We start from the raw sequence: 15,444 nt of genomic DNA, 5'->3' as shown, positions 1-15,444 counted from the left end.
GGTGCATCCAGGAGGATTCGAACCTCCGACCGCTCGGTTCGTAGCCGAGTACTCTATCCAGCTGAGCTATGGATGCATCGAAAATGGCGGTGAGGGAGGGATTCGAACCCTCGATACAGCTTTTGACCGTATACTCCCTTAGCAGGGGAGCGCCTTCAGCCTCTCGGCCACCTCACCTTACGCTTTCTTTCGAACCGTGCTTCTGAACTTGTTTCTGCTCATCGGCACTGCGTGGCGCACATATTACTTTCCCGGACTTTTAAGTCAAACAATTTTTCCGAAACTTTGTTTGATTGAGCAAATCACACACAATTGGAACAAAATGGCGGCAAAAAGAGTGAATTATCAACAATGAAAGAGGAGGACCTTAACAAAACGGAGAACAGCGGGAGAGAACAAAGGGTGGGATTTTTTGCAGAAAGCGGTAGCGCCTCGCACAGGTGCGAGACGCTGAATCCGTTAAACGCTGGTCTGTTGCGTTTTTTCAGCCTGGATGCGTTGATAGATCTCTTCGCGATGCACAGACACTTCTTTCGGCGCGTTAACCCCTATACGAACCTGGTTACCCTTAACACCCAGCACCGTTACCGTTACCTCATCACCGATCATGAGGGTTTCACCAACTCGACGAGTTAGAATAAGCATTCTTTGCTCCTTGAAAGATTAAAAGAGTCGGGCTTGTACAGGCTCCCGGCATTATCCATCATTTAACGCTGCGCATTGACTATGAGGAATACACCAATGCACATCGATGCGCCAATACATTCTGCTGATAGTTAGTTTAGCCGAAATACACTACATCAACCTGACTTTGTCATTTGCTGCTTTAGCATCGTATTAAAAAGCGCCGGAACCGGGGTTCTGACGCTTCTGACCATGCTTTGTTTTATTTCATTACAGGCGGCTGCTAACCCAGCTCTCAACCCCTGCCAGCGCGCCTTTCAGCGCCTCAGCATCGTTACCACCCGCCTGAGCCATATCCGGACGACCACCGCCCTTCCCGCCTACCTGCTGCGCCAGACCGGCAATCAACTCGCCTGCTTTAACACGGTCGGTCAGATCTTTGGTCACACCCGCGATGAGCGATACCTTGCCTTCCGCCACCGTCGCTAACACGATAATCGCCGATCCCAGCTGATTCTTGAGATCGTCAACCATGGTACGCAGCATTTTCGGGTCAACATTGCTGAGCTCGCTCACCAGCAGCTTCGCCCCTTTGACATCAATGGCATTGCTGCTCAGTGACGCGCTCTCCTGCGCAGCCTGCTGATCGCGCAGTTGCTGCAACTCTTTCTCCAGAGCCCGGACGTGGTCAACCAGACCGCGTACCTTCTCGTTCAGGTTGCTGCTGTTCGCTTTTACCAGCTGCGCAATATCCTGCAGCTGGCTGCTCTGCGCGTTGACCTGAGCCAACGCACTTTCACCGGTAATCGCCTCGATACGACGGATGCCGGCAGCGGTGCCTGACTCAGCCTGAATGCGGAACAGACCGATATCGCCAGTGCGTGCCGCGTGGGTTCCCCCACACAGTTCGACAGAGAAGTCACCCATGGTCAGCACGCGAACACGCTGATCATACTTTTCGCCGAACAGGGCCATCGCCCCTTTAGACTTCGCCGCATCAAGATCCATCACCTCGGTTTCCACCGGCAGGTTGCGACGAATCTGTGCATTGACGATATCTTCGACCTGACGAATCTCCTGAGGTTTCATCGCTTCAAAATGCGAGAAGTCGAAACGCAGATATTTATCATTAACCAGAGAGCCTTTCTGCCCCACGTGCTCACCTAAAACCTGGCGTAATGCGGCGTGCAATAAGTGGGTGGCAGAGTGGTTAAGACGGATGCGTGCACGACGTGCCGCATCAACCTGCGCCTCAAGGCGGTCGCCGATACGCAACTGCCCGGCGGTCAGCTTACCGACATGACCGATTGCCTGACCATATTTTTGTGTATCCTGGACGCTAAATTCAGCATTCTTCCCTTTCAGCAGACCGGTATCGCCAACCTGACCACCCGATTCGCCATAGAATGGCGTTTCATCCAGCACAACGACGGCATCCTGACCTGCGGACACTTCATCCACCGCCTCACCTGCAACATAGAGTGCTTTTACGGTGGCGGCTAAATCGAGCTGGTCATAGCCTTTGAAGGAGGAGGCCGCATCGATGCGGATTACGTTGCTGTAGTCAGCGCCGAAGCCGCTCGCTTCACGGGCACGCTGACGCTGCTGCTCCATCGCCTGCTCGAAGCCCGCTTCGTCGATTTTCAGATTGCGTTCGCGGCAGACGTCAGCGGTTAAATCCGCCGGGAAACCAAAGGTGTCGTAGAGACGGAAGACGATTTCACCATCCAGGGTGTCGCCCTGCAGTTTTGCCAGCTCCTCGTCCAGCAGCGCCAGTCCGCGTTCCAGCGTGCGGGCAAACTGCTCTTCTTCGCTTTTCAGCACCTGCTCAACCTGAGCCTGCTGGCGCTGCAACTCTTCGCCTGCAGCACCCATGACCTCAACCAGCGGCGCAACCAGCTTATAGAAAAAGGCCTCTTTGGCACCCAGCATGTTGCCATGACGCACGGCACGACGAATGATACGACGCAGCACGTAGCCCCGGCTCTCATTGGACGGGATCACACCATCGGCAATCAGGAAGGCGCAGGAGCGGATGTGGTCGGCAATCACGCGCAGCGATTTGTTGCTGAGGTCAGTCGCACCGGTAACCTGCGCCACAGCCTGAATCAGTTTCTGGAACAGGTCGATTTCGTAGTTAGAGTTGACGTGTTGCAGAACGGCAGAAATGCGCTCCAGACCCATCCCGGTATCAACCGAAGGTTTGGGCAGCGGCAGCATGGTGCCATCCGCCTGGCGGTTGAACTGCATAAAGACGATGTTCCAGATCTCGATGTAACGGTCACCATCCTCTTCCGGGCTGCCTGGCGGGCCACCCCAGATGTGATCGCCATGATCGTAGAAAATCTCGCTGCACGGACCACACGGACCGGTGTCACCCATCTGCCAGAAGTTATCTGACGCGTAGGCGCCGCCCTTGTTGTCGCCGATGCGAATAATGCGCTCGCGTGGCACACCGATCTCTTTTTCCCAGATCGCGTAGGCTTCATCATCGGTTTCATAAACCGTTACCCACAGACGCTCTTTTGGCAGGCCGAACCACTGTTCGCTCGTCAGCAGTTCCCAGGCAAAACCAATCGCCTCTTTCTTGAAGTAGTCACCAAAGCTGAAGTTACCCAGCATTTCAAAGAAGGTGTGGTGACGCGCGGTGTAGCCGACGTTTTCAAGATCGTTGTGTTTTCCGCCCGCGCGCACGCAGCGCTGCGACGTGGTCGCCCGTGTGTAATCACGTTTGTCCTGACCGAGGAACACATCTTTAAACTGGTTCATCCCGGCGTTAGTAAACAACAACGTTGGATCGTTATTCGGTACGAGGGAGCTGCTGGTTACAACCTCATGTCCCTTGCTATGAAAAAAGTCGAGAAACGCCTGACGGATCTCAGCAGTGCTCTTGCTCATATATGTCCTGGAATCACGCTAACGAACGTTCCCACCGATCGGTGCGACCCCATTTTCCTGGTGCCGGATCAGCGGAACAAAAAGTGGGAATAAGATAAATTTTCTTCAGTGGGAAGTAAAATTACATCGGCCCTTAGTCATCAAAATTTCTGAAAACAGACTGGATATCTTCGCTCATAAACCCTTTTGACTGCAGGTAGCGTAGTACTTTCGCTTTCTCTTTCCACTCGACAGGCAGCGGATGCCCGAATTTTCGTTCGGCCAGTTCTGCCGCACAGGCAGCCCAGTCCACCTCCGTTTCTTCCATCGCAATATCAATGGCTTCACGGTCAATGCCTTTCTGGGCCAGTTCAAAACGGACACGCTGGGAGCCAAAGCCTTTCCGGCTGCGGCTCTGAATAAACCGTTCAGTGAAACGCGTGTCATTCAGCCAGCCGTTCTCCTGACACCAGTTCAGCACCTGCTCCAGCAGCGCATCGGTGATGATCTCAGGCTCTTTTTTCTGCGCCCATGCCGCACGCTGCGCCGATTGCTGCAGCTTACGCGCCAGCTCTGCACGGCTGTGATCGCGCTGGCCCAGAATACGCATCGCGCGGTCAAGCAGGCGGGAGTAGGAGACAACATTGGATTGGGGTTGGGGCTGAGTGGATTCAGTCATACTGCGCACCTTGTACAAACAGGGGAAAGATTATGGCGACAGAACAGGACAGAGGGAAGGCAGGAGAGGTACAGAGGGAAGTAAAAATAACGGGAGAGGCCTTCGCCTCTCCCGTCTTAGTCATCAGAAGTCTTCGTTCGCTTCGCTGGCTGCGTTCTCATTCTCAGCAGATTTGTCTGCTTCGAGTGATTCATCCGCGCCGTTGAGCAGTAACTCACGTAACTTCAGATCGATTTCGTTTGCCACAGCCGCATTCTCTTTCAGGAAGTTGCTGGCATTCGATTTACCCTGACCAATCTTGTCGCCATTGTAGCTGTACCATGCACCCGCTTTTTCAATCAGCTTGTGCTTCACGCCCAGGTCAACCAGCTCACCGAAGGTATTGATCCCTTCACCGTACATGATCTGGAATTCAGCCTGTTTAAACGGCGCGGCGATTTTGTTTTTCACCACTTTAACGCGGGTCTCACTGCCGACCACGTTATCGCCCTCTTTAATCGCACCGATACGGCGGATATCAAGACGGACAGAGGCGTAGAACTTCAGCGCGTTACCGCCGGTGGTGGTTTCCGGGTTACCAAACATCACACCAATCTTCATACGGATCTGGTTGATGAAGATCAGCAGGGTGTTTGACTGCTTCAGGTTACCGGCCAGCTTACGCATCGCCTGGCTCATCATACGTGCCGCGAGGCCCATGTGTGAGTCACCGATCTCACCTTCGATTTCCGCTTTCGGCGTCAGCGCCGCAACGGAGTCGACGATGATGACATCGACCGCGCCAGAGCGGGCCAGTGCATCACAGATCTCCAGCGCCTGCTCACCGGTATCCGGCTGTGAGCAGAGCAGGTTGTCGATATCGACGCCCAGCTTCTTGGCATAGACCGGGTCAAGCGCATGCTCGGCATCGATAAAGGCACAGGTTTTGCCTTTACGCTGAGCCGCGGCGATGACCTGCAGGGTCAGCGTCGTTTTACCGGAAGACTCTGGTCCGTAGATCTCAACGATACGACCCATTGGCAGACCGCCTGCGCCTAACGCGATATCCAGCGACAGCGAACCGGTAGAGATGGTTTCCACATCCATTGAGCGGTCTTCACCCAAGCGCATGATGGAGCCTTTACCAAATTGTTTCTCAATCTGGCCCAGCGCGGCAGCTAAAGCCTTCTGTTTGTTTTCATCAATCGCCATTTCAACTCCTAATCAAGCCGGGTAAACACGCACTCAGGGTGCCTGCACTCTTTCTGTTGCCGACAATTATACTGTATAGTCATACAGTATCAAGTTTAATTTGTCAGAAATTCGCCATACAGTGTCTGCAGGGCCCATGCCACCGACTGGCGGCGTACGGCATCACGATCGCCGCTGAAATGCTGCTGAAAAGTCAGCACTTTATCTTCAGGGCCGGCCAGGCCAAACCACACCGTGCCGACCGGTTTTTCTTCACTGCCGCCATCCGGTCCGGCGATGCCGCTGACTGAAATGGCATAGTCTGCCTGAGCGGCCTGACGGGCACCCTGCGCCATCTCCCGCACCACCGCCTCGCTGACCGCACCATACTGTTCCAGCGACGCTGCCTGTACGTTCACCAGCTGCTGTTTTGCCTCATTACTGTAGGTCACAAAACCGCGTTCAAACCAGGCGGAACTGCCACTGATATCGGTAAAGACCTTCGCAATCCATCCGCCGGTGCAGGATTCCGCACAGGTGACGGTGGCGTTGCGCTGCTTCAGCTTCTCACCTATCTGCGCGCTAAGCGCCTGCAGTTGCTGATCATCCATTGCGACTCTCCCTTAGGGTGTGGATTGAAGGTGGTGCAGAAAGCGCACTTTTTCAAGGGCTCTCTGCACTATTGCCCTGTTTTTGCGGCTGAGTTTCCAGCTCACGCCCCTTTTTTCACTGCCACCATAAAAAGACGCGGGAAAGCGAGCAACACCTGACCGTCGGCCCGGGCCGGATAGGCGCTGAGCAGCTGCTGATGATAATCGGCGAGAAACGCCGCCTGGGATGCCTCATCCAGTGACGCCAGGAACGGGCGCAAGCCTGTTGCCTGCAGCCAGCTGATAATCGCCTGCGCATCAGCCATGACGTGATAATAGGTGGTGCGCCAGATATCCACCTCACAGCCCGCCTGGGTGAGCAGATCGTAATAGGCGCCGGCAGAGAGCAGCGCGACACGATCAGCGGTGCGGATCTGTGAACGCCAGCGCGCGGATGCGGCGACCTCACGCATCAGCTGGTGCGAGGGTTCATTGAGGTTATCCGGCATCTGAACCGCCAGTACACCACCGGGGGCCAGCTGCCTGACCAGATGGGGGAACAGCGCAGTGTGATCATCCAGCCACTGCAGGGAAGCGTTGGCGTAGATGACCTGCTGCGGGACCTCTGCCTGCCAGCTGCGGATGTCCGCCTGCACAAAGCGGCAGTGTGGCAGGCGTTCACGGGCCTGCGTTAACATCGCCGCGGAACTGTCCAGTCCGGTAATCTGCGCCAGCGGCCAGGCATCAGCGAGCAGCTCCGTGCTGTTGCCCGGCCCGCATCCCAGATCGGTGACCTGCTCAACCTGCTCCGGACGGATACGCGCCAGCAGCTCATGCGCCGGACGTGTGCGTTCCGCTTCAAATTTACGATACAGCACGGGATCCCACTCTTTCATCCTGACCTCTCATTCAGCAATCAGCTCTTCGTTTACTGAGACGGATGAAAGGCAAAAAAGTGCGACCCGTGACGGCGTTTTACTGACTGTACAGTTAGCGGCGGCGGAAAAAGGGGGGAGAGGAAGGCGGAACCGGATAAGGCAGAGTGAGCGCGGGCGCGTCCGTGCGCCCCTGATCTCAGTTCTTTTTCACAAACTCAGATTTTAATTTCATCGGGCCAAAGCCGTCGATTTTGCAATCGATGTTGTGGTCCCCTTCAACCAGACGAATGCTTTTCACTTTGGTACCGATCTTCAGTGAAGAGGAGCTGCCCTTCACCTTAAGATCTTTGATCACCGTGACGCTGTCGCCATCTGCCAGCAGATTGCCGTTGGCATCACGCACCTCCAGGGGTGCGTTGCTGCTGTCACCCTCTCCTTCGGTCCAGATATGACCGCAGGAGGGGCAGTTGAGGTTGTCACCATCTTGCCAGGTATAATCGGCGTGACAGGCTGGGCAGGCAGGTAAAGACATAACGACTCCAGAGATAACTGTGGCTGTGTGGCCTGAAAAGGCCGACATCATATAACCTTACAGTTAACAAGGGTAGCCTTTATAACAGACCACCCTGTCGCGCTTTGCCGACCGCCTCACCCAGCTGCCACACCGCCATCGCATAGTGGGTGCTGTGGTTGTAGCGTGTGATGACATAAAAATTGGGCAAGCCGTACCAGTACTGATAGCTGGTGCCGAGATCGAGCCGCAGCAGACTCACCTCATCGTTGCCGTCCAGCGAGCCCTGAGGAGACAATCCTGAGGCCGCCAGCATGCTCACGCTGTAGCGGGTTTTGAAGCCATCATCTAGCATCGGTGCCTGACCGCTGGCCGGAACGGCAACATTTTCACCGCTGCGCCAGCCATGTTTCTGGAAGTAGTGCGCCACGCTGCCGATCGCATCCACCGGATCCCAGAGATTGGCATGACCGTCGCCGTTAAAATCAACCGCATACTCCTGATAAGAAGAGGGCATAAACTGACCATAGCCCATCGCGCCGGCGAAAGAGCCTTTCAGCGCCAGCGGGTCATCCTGCTCTTTACGCGACATCAGCAGGAAGGTTTCCAGCTCGCTGCTGAAGTACTCAGCACGGCGTGGATAGTTGAACGACAGGGTCGCCAGCGCATCCAGAATGCGCGTTTTCCCCATGACGCGCCCCCAGCGGGTTTCCACGCCGATGATGCCGACAATAATTTCCGGCGGCACGCCGTAAACCTGCTGCGCGCGCTGCAGCGCATCCTGATACTGGTTCCAGAACGCTACCCCGTTTTGCACGTTATCCGGCGTAATGAATTTGTTGCGATAGCGGATCCAGGCCCCGTTAGGACCCGGCGCGGGCGTATAGCTCGGGGCCTGACGATCCATCAGCCGCAGCACATAATCCAGCCGTTTTGCCTGACCGATAATGTCGTGCAGTTGCTGACGATCAAAGTCATGCTCTTTCACCATCTTATCGATAAATTTCTCGGCGGCCGGATTGCCGGCAAAATCGCCAGACATGCCCGATCCGTTATGCGACGGCTGCAGTAAAAAACCGCCCTGCGGCGCAGCCAGCATCTTCTGCCGGGAGGGAACGTCAGGTTTGCTGCTGCAGGAGGCCAGAAGCGGAATAAGGGCAAGGAGGGCTAGCTTGAGACGCATCGGTTATCCATAAACGAGGGGGTAAAATCAGATGCGGTAATAGTAGACGTTCAGCGCAGCGACATACAGGGCAAAATCTTAAAAAAACGTCAAGGCTGACGCCGGTGAAAACCGCCGCAGGGCTGCCCTGCCCCCGCGGCGGCTCAGCATTCAGCGACGGTTTCTGACCAGCTGATAGCGCCGGGTCAGGTACTCAACCGGTGCGCTCCAGATATGCACCAGCCGGCAGAAGGGGAACAGCAGGAACAGGGTCATCCCCAGCACCATATGGACGCGGTAGATCACTGCCACCCCGGCCAGATGCTGTGAAGCACCGCCGTGGAAAGTCACCACCGCCTGTGCCCAGCCCACCAGCTTCATCATTTCACTGCCATCCATATGCTGAGCAGAGAATGGAATGGTCAGCAGGCCCAGCGTGGCCTGCACCACCAGCAGGGTCAGGATCAGAATATCGCCGACGCTGCTGGTCGCCCGCACCCGCGGATGGGTCAGACGACGCTTCAGCAGCAGCGCTCCCCCGGCCAGCGTCATCGCCCCGAACAGGCCACCCGCCACCATCGCCAGCTTCTGCTTCACGTCGATCGGCAGAAACGACTCATACATCCAGTGCGGCGTCAGCATCCCGACGAAATGCCCGAAGAAGATGCCGATAATGCCGATGTGGAACAGGTTAGAGGCGAGCCGCATCCCCTTTTTATCCAGCATCTGACTGGAACCGGCCCGCCAGCTGTACTGCCCGTAGTCATAGCGCAGCCAGCTCCCCACCAGGAAAACCGTTCCGGCAAGATAGGGGTAAATATCGAAGAAGAAAGTGTTCAGAACATTCATGCTGATTCTCCTGTGCGGCGTGCCGTCGCCGCGGCAATATCCAGATAGTGCGGCGCGACCGCATCGGCGAAGCGACGCTGATGCATCGCCTGCTGCGCTGAGGCACAGCCCTGCTCGCCGAGAAATTTGATCTGCTCCTCTTCCCAGACCGCATCCAGCGCCGCCGGAGTGTCGTCACGCGCTTCCTTCGCCACCTGCGGCCGGAGGGTGGCCGGGTCAGCCGCGCTGCCCGCCAGCGTCAGTAATAGCGTGAAAAGGTCGGCATAAGGACTCTGGCGCGCTTCCAGACGCGCCGCCAGCAGAGCCAGAATCGGCACGATATCCTCCAGTCCCTGACGCGCCGCCTCGTCGCTTTGACAGGCGAGATACTCCAGATAGAGCGGCAGAAAGTCGGGCAGCTCCTTACTGTCCAGCTCCAGACCGGCGGCCCGGTAGTGCGCCAGCAGATCGACCATCGCCTGACCGCGATCGCGGGATTCGCCATGCACATGCTCAAACAGCAGCAGCGAGGTGGCGCGGCCGCGATCAAACAGGGCGCAGTAGTCCGCCTGCGCATCCAGCAGTGGCCGCGCACAGAGCTGCTGAATAAACTGCTGCAGCCCTGCCCGCTGCGGCAGATCAAGTTCCTCTGCCGCGTCCAGCGCCGCGATCAGTTCAGAGTGATGAGCAAACAGCGCCTCGTCCGGGTAATCCAGCAGCCGTGACAGCATCCGTAACGTCATCATGAGGCATCCTCCTGGAGGCGGGTCTGACTGGCGATGTCGATGGCATCAATGCGACGGCTGTTAAACAGATTGAACCGGCTGTCGCTGCCGTGGCAGCCATCGCCAAAGCTAAAGCCGCAGCCTTTACTTTCCGGGAAGGCTTCACGCGCCAGCTCGCGATGGCTGGAAGGCACCACAAAACGATCTTCGTAGTTGGCGATCGCCAGATAGCGGTACATCTCCTGCGCCTGCGCCCCGGTCAGGCCGACCTGTTCCAGCGCCCGGCTATCGCGCTGCCCTTCCACGCTCTCAGCGCGTTTGTAGTGGCGCATCGCCAGCATCCGTTTCAGTGCCCGCAGCACCGGCGCGGTGTCGCCTGCGGTCAGCAGGTTGGCCAGATACTCAACCGGGATGCGCAGACTCTCCACATCCGGCAGCACGCCAGTGTGAGCCAGTGCACCGCCATCCACTGCCGACTGAATCGGTGACAGCGGCGGCACATACCAGACCATCGGCAGCGTGCGGTATTCCGGATGCAGCGGCAGCGCCAGCTTCCACTCCATCGCCATTTTGTAGACCGGCGAACGCTGCGCCGCGTCGATCACGCTCTGCGCCACGCCATCTTTCAGCGCCTGGGCGATCACTGCCGGATCGCGCGGATCAAGGAAGATATCCAGCTGACGCTGGTAGAGATCTTTTTCGTTTTCCGCTGAGGCCGCCTGTTCAATGCGATCAGCGTCATAGAGCAGCACGCCGAGATAGCGGATCCGGCCAACACAGGTTTCCGAACAGACGGTCGGCTGGCCCGATTCAATGCGTGGATAACAGAAGATGCACTTCTCAGATTTGCCGCTTTTCCAGTTGAAGTAGATCTTCTTGTAGGGACAGCCGGTGAGGCACATGCGCCAGCCGCGGCATTTATCCTGATCGATCAGCACGATGCCATCTTCGCCACGCTTGTAGATAGCGCCGCTGGGACAGGTTGCCACGCAGGCCGGGTTGAGGCAATGCTCACAGAGGCGCGGCAGGTACATCATGAAGGTGTGCTCAAACTGCCCATAGATCGCCTTCTGGATGTTATCGAAGTTCTTATCCTGCGAGCGCTTCGCAAACTCGCCGCCGAGGATCTCCTCCCAGTTCGGGCCATTCTCGATCTTTTTCATCCGCTGACCGGTGATCAGCGAGCGCGGGCGGGCGATCGGCTGCTGTTTTCCGGCGGGTGCATTGTGCAGATGCTGGTAGTCGAAATCGAACGGCTCGTAGTAATCATCCAGCGCGGGCACGTCCGGGTTAGCAAAGATCTTCGACAGCAGCCCGACACGGCTGCCCATGCGCGGCTCCAGCCTGCCGTTGATCTTCCGGATCCAGCCCCCTTTCCACTTCTGCTGATCTTCCCAGGCGTGCGGATAGCCGACGCCGGGCTTGCTCTCGACGTTGTTAAACCAGGCGTATTCCATCCCCTCGCGGCTGGTCCAGACGTTTTTGCAGGTCACCGAGCAGGTGTGGCAGCCGATACATTTGTCGAGGTTCAGCACCATGCCGACCTGTGAGCGAATTTTCATGGTTTCACCTCCTGCTGGCCGCCCTGGCAGGCGTCGTGGCCTTCCCCGTCTAACCAGTCAACGTTATTCATTTTTCTCACCACCACGAACTCATCGCGGTTCGACCCGACGGTGCCGTAGTAGTTAAAGCCCCAGGAGAGCTGGGCGTAGCCGCCGATCATATGGGTCGGTTTCGGGCAGGCCCGGGTCACGGAGTTGTGGATCCCCCCGCGCTGGCGGGTGATCTCCGAACCGGGGATATTCACGATGCGTTCCTGAGCGTGATACATCATGGTCATACCGGCCGGGATGCGCTGGCTCACCACCGCGCGGGCGGTCAGGGCACCGTTGGCGTTGAACGCCTCGATCCAGTCGTTATCCGCAATGCCCAGTTCGCGGGCATCCTCTTCACTCATCCAGACAATCGGGCCGCCGCGCGACAGGGTCAGCATCAGCAGGTTGTCGCTGTAGGTGGAGTGAATGCCCCACTTCTGATGCGGCGTCAGGAAATTCAGCGCCTTCTCCGGGTTGCCGTTGGGTTTACTGTTGAGCAACGGCTTCGCTGCCCGGGTGTCAATCGGCGGACGGTAGACCATCAGGCTTTCGCCGAAGGCGCGCATCCACTCATGGTCCTGATAGAGCTGCTGACGGCCACTCAGGGTGCGCCACGGGATCAGTTCATGAACGTTGGTGTAGCAGGCGTTGTAGGAGACATGCTCATCTTCCAGCCCTGACCAGGTCGGGCTGGAGATGATTTTGCGCGGCTGCGCCTGGATATCGCGGAAGCGGATCTTCTCATCTTCTTTGTTCAGCGCCAGGTGAGTGTGATCGCGACCGGTTATCGCGCCCAGCGCCTGCCAGGCTTTTACCGCCACCTGACCGTTGGTTTCCGGCGCCAGCGCCAGAATCACCTCGGCCGCATCAATGGCCGTGTCGATATTGGGCCGTCCCGCAGCCGGGCCATCCGCTTTGACATAGTTCAGCTGCTTCAGGAGATCGACCTCTTTGCAGGTGTTCCAGCTAATCCCTTTGCCGCCGTTGCCCTGCGCCTCCAGCAGTGGCCCCAGCGTGGTAAAGCGCGCCCAGGTCGCCGGATAGTCACGCTCCACCACCATGATGTGCGGTGCCGTTTTACCGGGGATCAGATCGCACTCCCCTTTTTTCCACTCTCTGACTTCAAACGGCTGCGCCAGTTCGGCAGGCGAGTCGTGCAGCACCGGCAGCGTCACCACATCCGTTTCAACGCCTAAATGACCGGGGCAGAGGTCGGAGAAGGCTTTGGCGATGCCTTTGTAGATCTCCCAGTCACTTTTTGACTCCCAGGCGGGGTCGACCGCCGCCGAAAGCGGATGAATAAACGGATGCATATCCGACGTATTCATGTCGTCTTTTTCATACCAGGTGGCGGTCGGCAGCACCACGTCGGAGTAGAGGCAGGTGCTCGACATACGGAAATCGAGGGTCACCACCAGATCCAGTTTTCCTTCGGCGCCCTGCGCCTGCCATTCGACCTCCTCCGGCTTCACGCGCCCCTGCTGGCCTAAATCTTTTCCCTGAATGCCGTTTTCGGTGCCGAGCAGATACTTCAGCATGTACTCATGCCCTTTCCCTGACGAGCCAAGCAGGTTAGAGCGCCAGACAAACAGGTTTCGCGGAAAGTTCTGCGGATCGTCCGGCTGTTCAGCGGCAAAGCGCAGGGTGCCCTGCTTCAGGCTCGCCACGGTATAGTCAATCACCGACTGCCCGGCGGCGCTGGCCCGGGCGGCGATGTGCAGCGGGTTGACGTTAAGCTGCGGCGCGGAAGGCAGCCAGCCCATGCGTTCGGAGCGGACGTTAAGGTCGATCAGGCTGCCGCTGAAGCGGCTTTTATCGGCCAGCGGTGAGAGCAGTTCTTCGGTCGCCAGGGTTTCATAGCGCCACTGGCTGGAGTGGTTGTAAAAGAAAGAGGTGCTGTTCATCTGGCGTGGCGGACGCTGCCAGTCGAGGCCAAAGGCCAGCGGAGCCCAGCCGGTCTGCGGACGGAGTTTCTCCTGACCAACGTAATGCGCCCAGCCTCCGCCGCTCTGACCGACGCAGCCGCAGAAAATCAGCAGGTTCATCAGTCCCCGGTAGTTCATGTCCATGTGATACCAGTGGTTCATACCGGCACCGACAATGATCATTGAACGTCCGTGGGTTTTCTCCGCGTTCCCGGCAAACTCGCGCGCGAGGCGGATGATGTTCTGCCGGGAGACGCCGGTGATCTGCTCCGCCCAGGCGGGACTGTAGGCTTTGATCTCATCATAGTTTTGCGCGCAGTGAGCATCGCCCAGACCGCGATCCAGCCCGTAGTTCGCCAGGGTCAGATCGTAGACGCTGGCGACCCGGGCTTCGCTGCCATCTGCCAGCGTCAGGCGTCTGACCGGCAGCTTATGCAGCAGGATCTCATCCAGCGCCACGCTGTTAAAATGGTCGCTGGTGATGCCGCCGAAGTAAGGGAAACCGACCTCGACCACCTCATCGTGGCTGCCGAGCAGACTCAGCTGCAGCTCCACCTCTTTTTGCGACAGGCCATCGCGCTGCTCCAGATTCCATTTCCCTTTTTCGCCCCAGCGGAAACCGATCGCGCCCTGAGGGGCCACCAGATCGCCGGTGGTCTGATCCAGCGCCACCGTTTTCCATTCCGGGTTGTTTTTCTGACCCAGCCCATCGACCAGATCGCTGGCGCGCAGCTGGCGACCCGCGGCATAAAATCCGCCTTCGCGCGGCTCCAGCAGTACCAGCATCGGCATGTCGGTGTAGCGGCGCACATAGTCGCGGAAATAGGGGACATCACGGTCGAGGTGAAACTCTTTCAGCATCACGTGGCCCATCGCCAGCGCCATCGCGCTGTCGGTGCCCTGCTTCGGACTCAGCCACTGGTCGCACAGCTTGGCGACTTCGGCATAGTCCGGGGTGATCGCCACGGTTTTCGTCCCCTTGTAGCGGACTTCGGTAAAGAAGTGCGCATCCGGGGTGCGGGTCTGTGGCACGTTTGAGCCCCAGGCAATGATGTAGGAAGCGTTATACCAGTCGGCGGATTCCGGCACGTCTGTCTGCTCGCCCCAGGTCATCGGTGAGGCCGGTGGCAGGTCACAATACCAGTCATAGAAGCTCAGGCAGGTGCCGCCAATTAACGACAGGTAACGCGCCCCGGCGGCATAGGAGACCATCGACATGGCCGGAATCGGCGAGAAGCCGACCACGCGATCAGGGCCGTAGGTTTTGGCCGTGCAGATGTTCGCGGCGGCAATCAGCTCATTCACCTCCTGCCAGCTGGATCGCACAAACCCGCCGCGTCCGCGCGCCTGTTTATAGCTGCGCGCTTTTTCCGGATCGCGGATGATGGAGGCCCAGGCCTCTACCGGATCGCTATGCTGCGCCTTCGCCTCGCGCCAGAGCTGGATCAGCGTCTTACGCATCAGCGGATATTTCAGACGGTTGGCGCTGTAGAGATACCAGGAGTAGCTGGCACCGCGTGGACAGCCGCGCGGTTCATGGTTCGGCAGGTCGGGACGGGTGCGGGGGTAGTCAGTCTGCTGGGTCTCCCAGGTGACCAGGCCGTTTTTGACGTAGATTTTCCAGCTGCACGAGCCGGTGCAGTTAACGCCGTGGGTGGAGCGCACGACTTTATCGTGCTGCCAGCGACTGCGGTAGCCATCTTCCCAGTCACGGTTGCTGTTCAGCGTCTGACCATGCTGGCCGGAAAAGGGCTCAGCCAGCTGTTTGAAATAGCGAAATCGATCGAGAAATTTGCTCATCCGGAAGGCTCCTGAAGGCCTGGTGTCACATTGCTCACTCTGCATGCGTGCTGCTGCAGAAAATAAAGGGGGTGCCGGTG

At 57.8% G+C, this 15,444-nt stretch carries 12 protein-coding genes and 2 tRNA genes; all 14 read right to left on the bottom strand.

The window, feature by feature from the left end; all coding sequences use genetic code 11:
* Positions 1 to 2: 2 nt before the first annotated feature.
* A tRNA-Arg gene (locus HFD92_RS19840) sits at positions 3 to 76 on the bottom strand.
* 8 nt (positions 77 to 84) lie between these two features.
* A tRNA-Ser gene (locus HFD92_RS19835) sits at positions 85 to 177 on the bottom strand.
* A 282-nt stretch (positions 178 to 459) separates the two neighbouring features.
* The gene (gene csrA, locus HFD92_RS19830; RefSeq protein ID WP_008927091.1) at positions 460 to 645 is read right to left on the bottom strand and encodes a carbon storage regulator CsrA; all 186 of its coding nucleotides are present in this window, start codon (positions 643 to 645) and stop codon (positions 460 to 462) included.
* Positions 646 to 894: 249 nt separating this feature from the next.
* Positions 895 to 3,522, bottom strand: a complete 2,628-nt coding sequence (gene alaS, locus HFD92_RS19825) for an alanine--tRNA ligase (protein ID WP_046102441.1) — start codon at positions 3,520 to 3,522, stop codon at positions 895 to 897.
* A gap of 133 nt (positions 3,523 to 3,655) precedes the next feature.
* Positions 3,656 to 4,180 carry a regulatory protein RecX gene (locus tag HFD92_RS19820; protein ID WP_167429545.1) on the bottom strand — a complete coding sequence of 175 codons (525 nt, stop codon included), beginning with the start codon at positions 4,178 to 4,180 and terminating at the stop codon, positions 3,656 to 3,658.
* Positions 4,181 to 4,303: 123 nt separating this feature from the next.
* Positions 4,304 to 5,371 (bottom strand): recombinase RecA, encoded by a 1,068-nt coding sequence (gene recA, locus HFD92_RS19815; RefSeq protein WP_009086899.1) that lies wholly within the window; start codon positions 5,369 to 5,371, stop codon positions 4,304 to 4,306.
* A 95-nt stretch (positions 5,372 to 5,466) separates the two neighbouring features.
* Entirely contained in the window at positions 5,467 to 5,961 is a 495-nt protein-coding gene (gene pncC, locus HFD92_RS19810) for a nicotinamide-nucleotide amidase (RefSeq protein WP_046102442.1), read from the bottom strand.
* 101 nt (positions 5,962 to 6,062) lie between these two features.
* Positions 6,063 to 6,836, bottom strand: a complete 774-nt coding sequence (gene tam, locus HFD92_RS19805; protein WP_058958496.1) for a trans-aconitate 2-methyltransferase — start codon at positions 6,834 to 6,836, stop codon at positions 6,063 to 6,065.
* Between the two features lie 178 nt (positions 6,837 to 7,014).
* On the bottom strand, positions 7,015 to 7,350 hold the full coding sequence (locus tag HFD92_RS19800) for a zinc ribbon domain-containing protein YjdM (protein ID WP_009086905.1): 336 nt from the start codon (positions 7,348 to 7,350) through the stop codon (positions 7,015 to 7,017).
* Between the two features lie 79 nt (positions 7,351 to 7,429).
* On the bottom strand, positions 7,430 to 8,512 hold the full coding sequence (gene mltB, locus HFD92_RS19795; RefSeq protein WP_033736026.1) for a lytic murein transglycosylase B: 1,083 nt from the start codon (positions 8,510 to 8,512) through the stop codon (positions 7,430 to 7,432).
* A gap of 150 nt (positions 8,513 to 8,662) precedes the next feature.
* Positions 8,663 to 9,340, bottom strand: a complete 678-nt coding sequence (narI, locus tag HFD92_RS19790; protein WP_046102444.1) for a respiratory nitrate reductase subunit gamma — start codon at positions 9,338 to 9,340, stop codon at positions 8,663 to 8,665.
* Positions 9,337 to 10,065 carry a nitrate reductase molybdenum cofactor assembly chaperone gene (narJ, locus tag HFD92_RS19785; RefSeq protein ID WP_167429544.1) on the bottom strand — a complete coding sequence of 243 codons (729 nt, stop codon included), beginning with the start codon at positions 10,063 to 10,065 and terminating at the stop codon, positions 9,337 to 9,339. Before narJ ends, narI begins: the two co-directional genes overlap by 4 nt.
* Positions 10,062 to 11,606 carry a nitrate reductase subunit beta gene (narH, locus tag HFD92_RS19780; RefSeq protein ID WP_167429543.1) on the bottom strand — a complete coding sequence of 515 codons (1,545 nt, stop codon included), beginning with the start codon at positions 11,604 to 11,606 and terminating at the stop codon, positions 10,062 to 10,064. Before narH ends, narJ begins: the two co-directional genes overlap by 4 nt.
* Positions 11,603 to 15,364 carry a nitrate reductase subunit alpha gene (locus tag HFD92_RS19775; RefSeq protein WP_167429542.1) on the bottom strand — a complete coding sequence of 1,254 codons (3,762 nt, stop codon included), beginning with the start codon at positions 15,362 to 15,364 and terminating at the stop codon, positions 11,603 to 11,605. Before HFD92_RS19775 ends, narH begins: the two co-directional genes overlap by 4 nt.
* Positions 15,365 to 15,444: the final 80 nt, after the last annotated feature.

This window comes from Pantoea sp. EKM101V (assembly GCF_011800325.1).
Classification (GTDB): Bacteria; Pseudomonadota; Gammaproteobacteria; order Enterobacterales; family Enterobacteriaceae; genus Pantoea; species Pantoea anthophila.
Note: the sequence above shows the minus strand (reverse complement) of the source record. Positions and strands in the feature narration are given on the sequence as shown.

What these genes read in the sequence shown, in the direction of transcription:
- csrA (WP_008927091.1), bottom strand. Translation starts at nt 645, where the DNA reads ATGCTTATTCTAACTCGTCGAGTTGGTGAAACCCTCATGATCGGTGAT.
- alaS (WP_046102441.1), bottom strand. Translation starts at nt 3,522, where the DNA reads ATGAGCAAGAGCACTGCTGAGATCCGTCAGGCGTTTCTCGACTTTTTT.
- HFD92_RS19820 (WP_167429545.1), bottom strand. Translation starts at nt 4,180, where the DNA reads ATGACTGAATCCACTCAGCCCCAACCCCAATCCAATGTTGTCTCCTAC.
- recA (WP_009086899.1), bottom strand. Translation starts at nt 5,371, where the DNA reads ATGGCGATTGATGAAAACAAACAGAAGGCTTTAGCTGCCGCGCTGGGC.
- pncC (WP_046102442.1), bottom strand. Translation starts at nt 5,961, where the DNA reads ATGGATGATCAGCAACTGCAGGCGCTTAGCGCGCAGATAGGTGAGAAG.
- tam (WP_058958496.1), bottom strand. Translation starts at nt 6,836, where the DNA reads ATGAAAGAGTGGGATCCCGTGCTGTATCGTAAATTTGAAGCGGAACGC.
- HFD92_RS19800 (WP_009086905.1), bottom strand. Translation starts at nt 7,350, where the DNA reads ATGTCTTTACCTGCCTGCCCAGCCTGTCACGCCGATTATACCTGGCAA.
- mltB (WP_033736026.1), bottom strand. Translation starts at nt 8,512, where the DNA reads ATGCGTCTCAAGCTAGCCCTCCTTGCCCTTATTCCGCTTCTGGCCTCC.
- narI (WP_046102444.1), bottom strand. Translation starts at nt 9,340, where the DNA reads ATGAATGTTCTGAACACTTTCTTCTTCGATATTTACCCCTATCTTGCC.
- narJ (WP_167429544.1), bottom strand. Translation starts at nt 10,065, where the DNA reads ATGATGACGTTACGGATGCTGTCACGGCTGCTGGATTACCCGGACGAG.
- narH (WP_167429543.1), bottom strand. Translation starts at nt 11,606, where the DNA reads ATGAAAATTCGCTCACAGGTCGGCATGGTGCTGAACCTCGACAAATGT.
- HFD92_RS19775 (WP_167429542.1), bottom strand. Translation starts at nt 15,364, where the DNA reads ATGAGCAAATTTCTCGATCGATTTCGCTATTTCAAACAGCTGGCTGAG.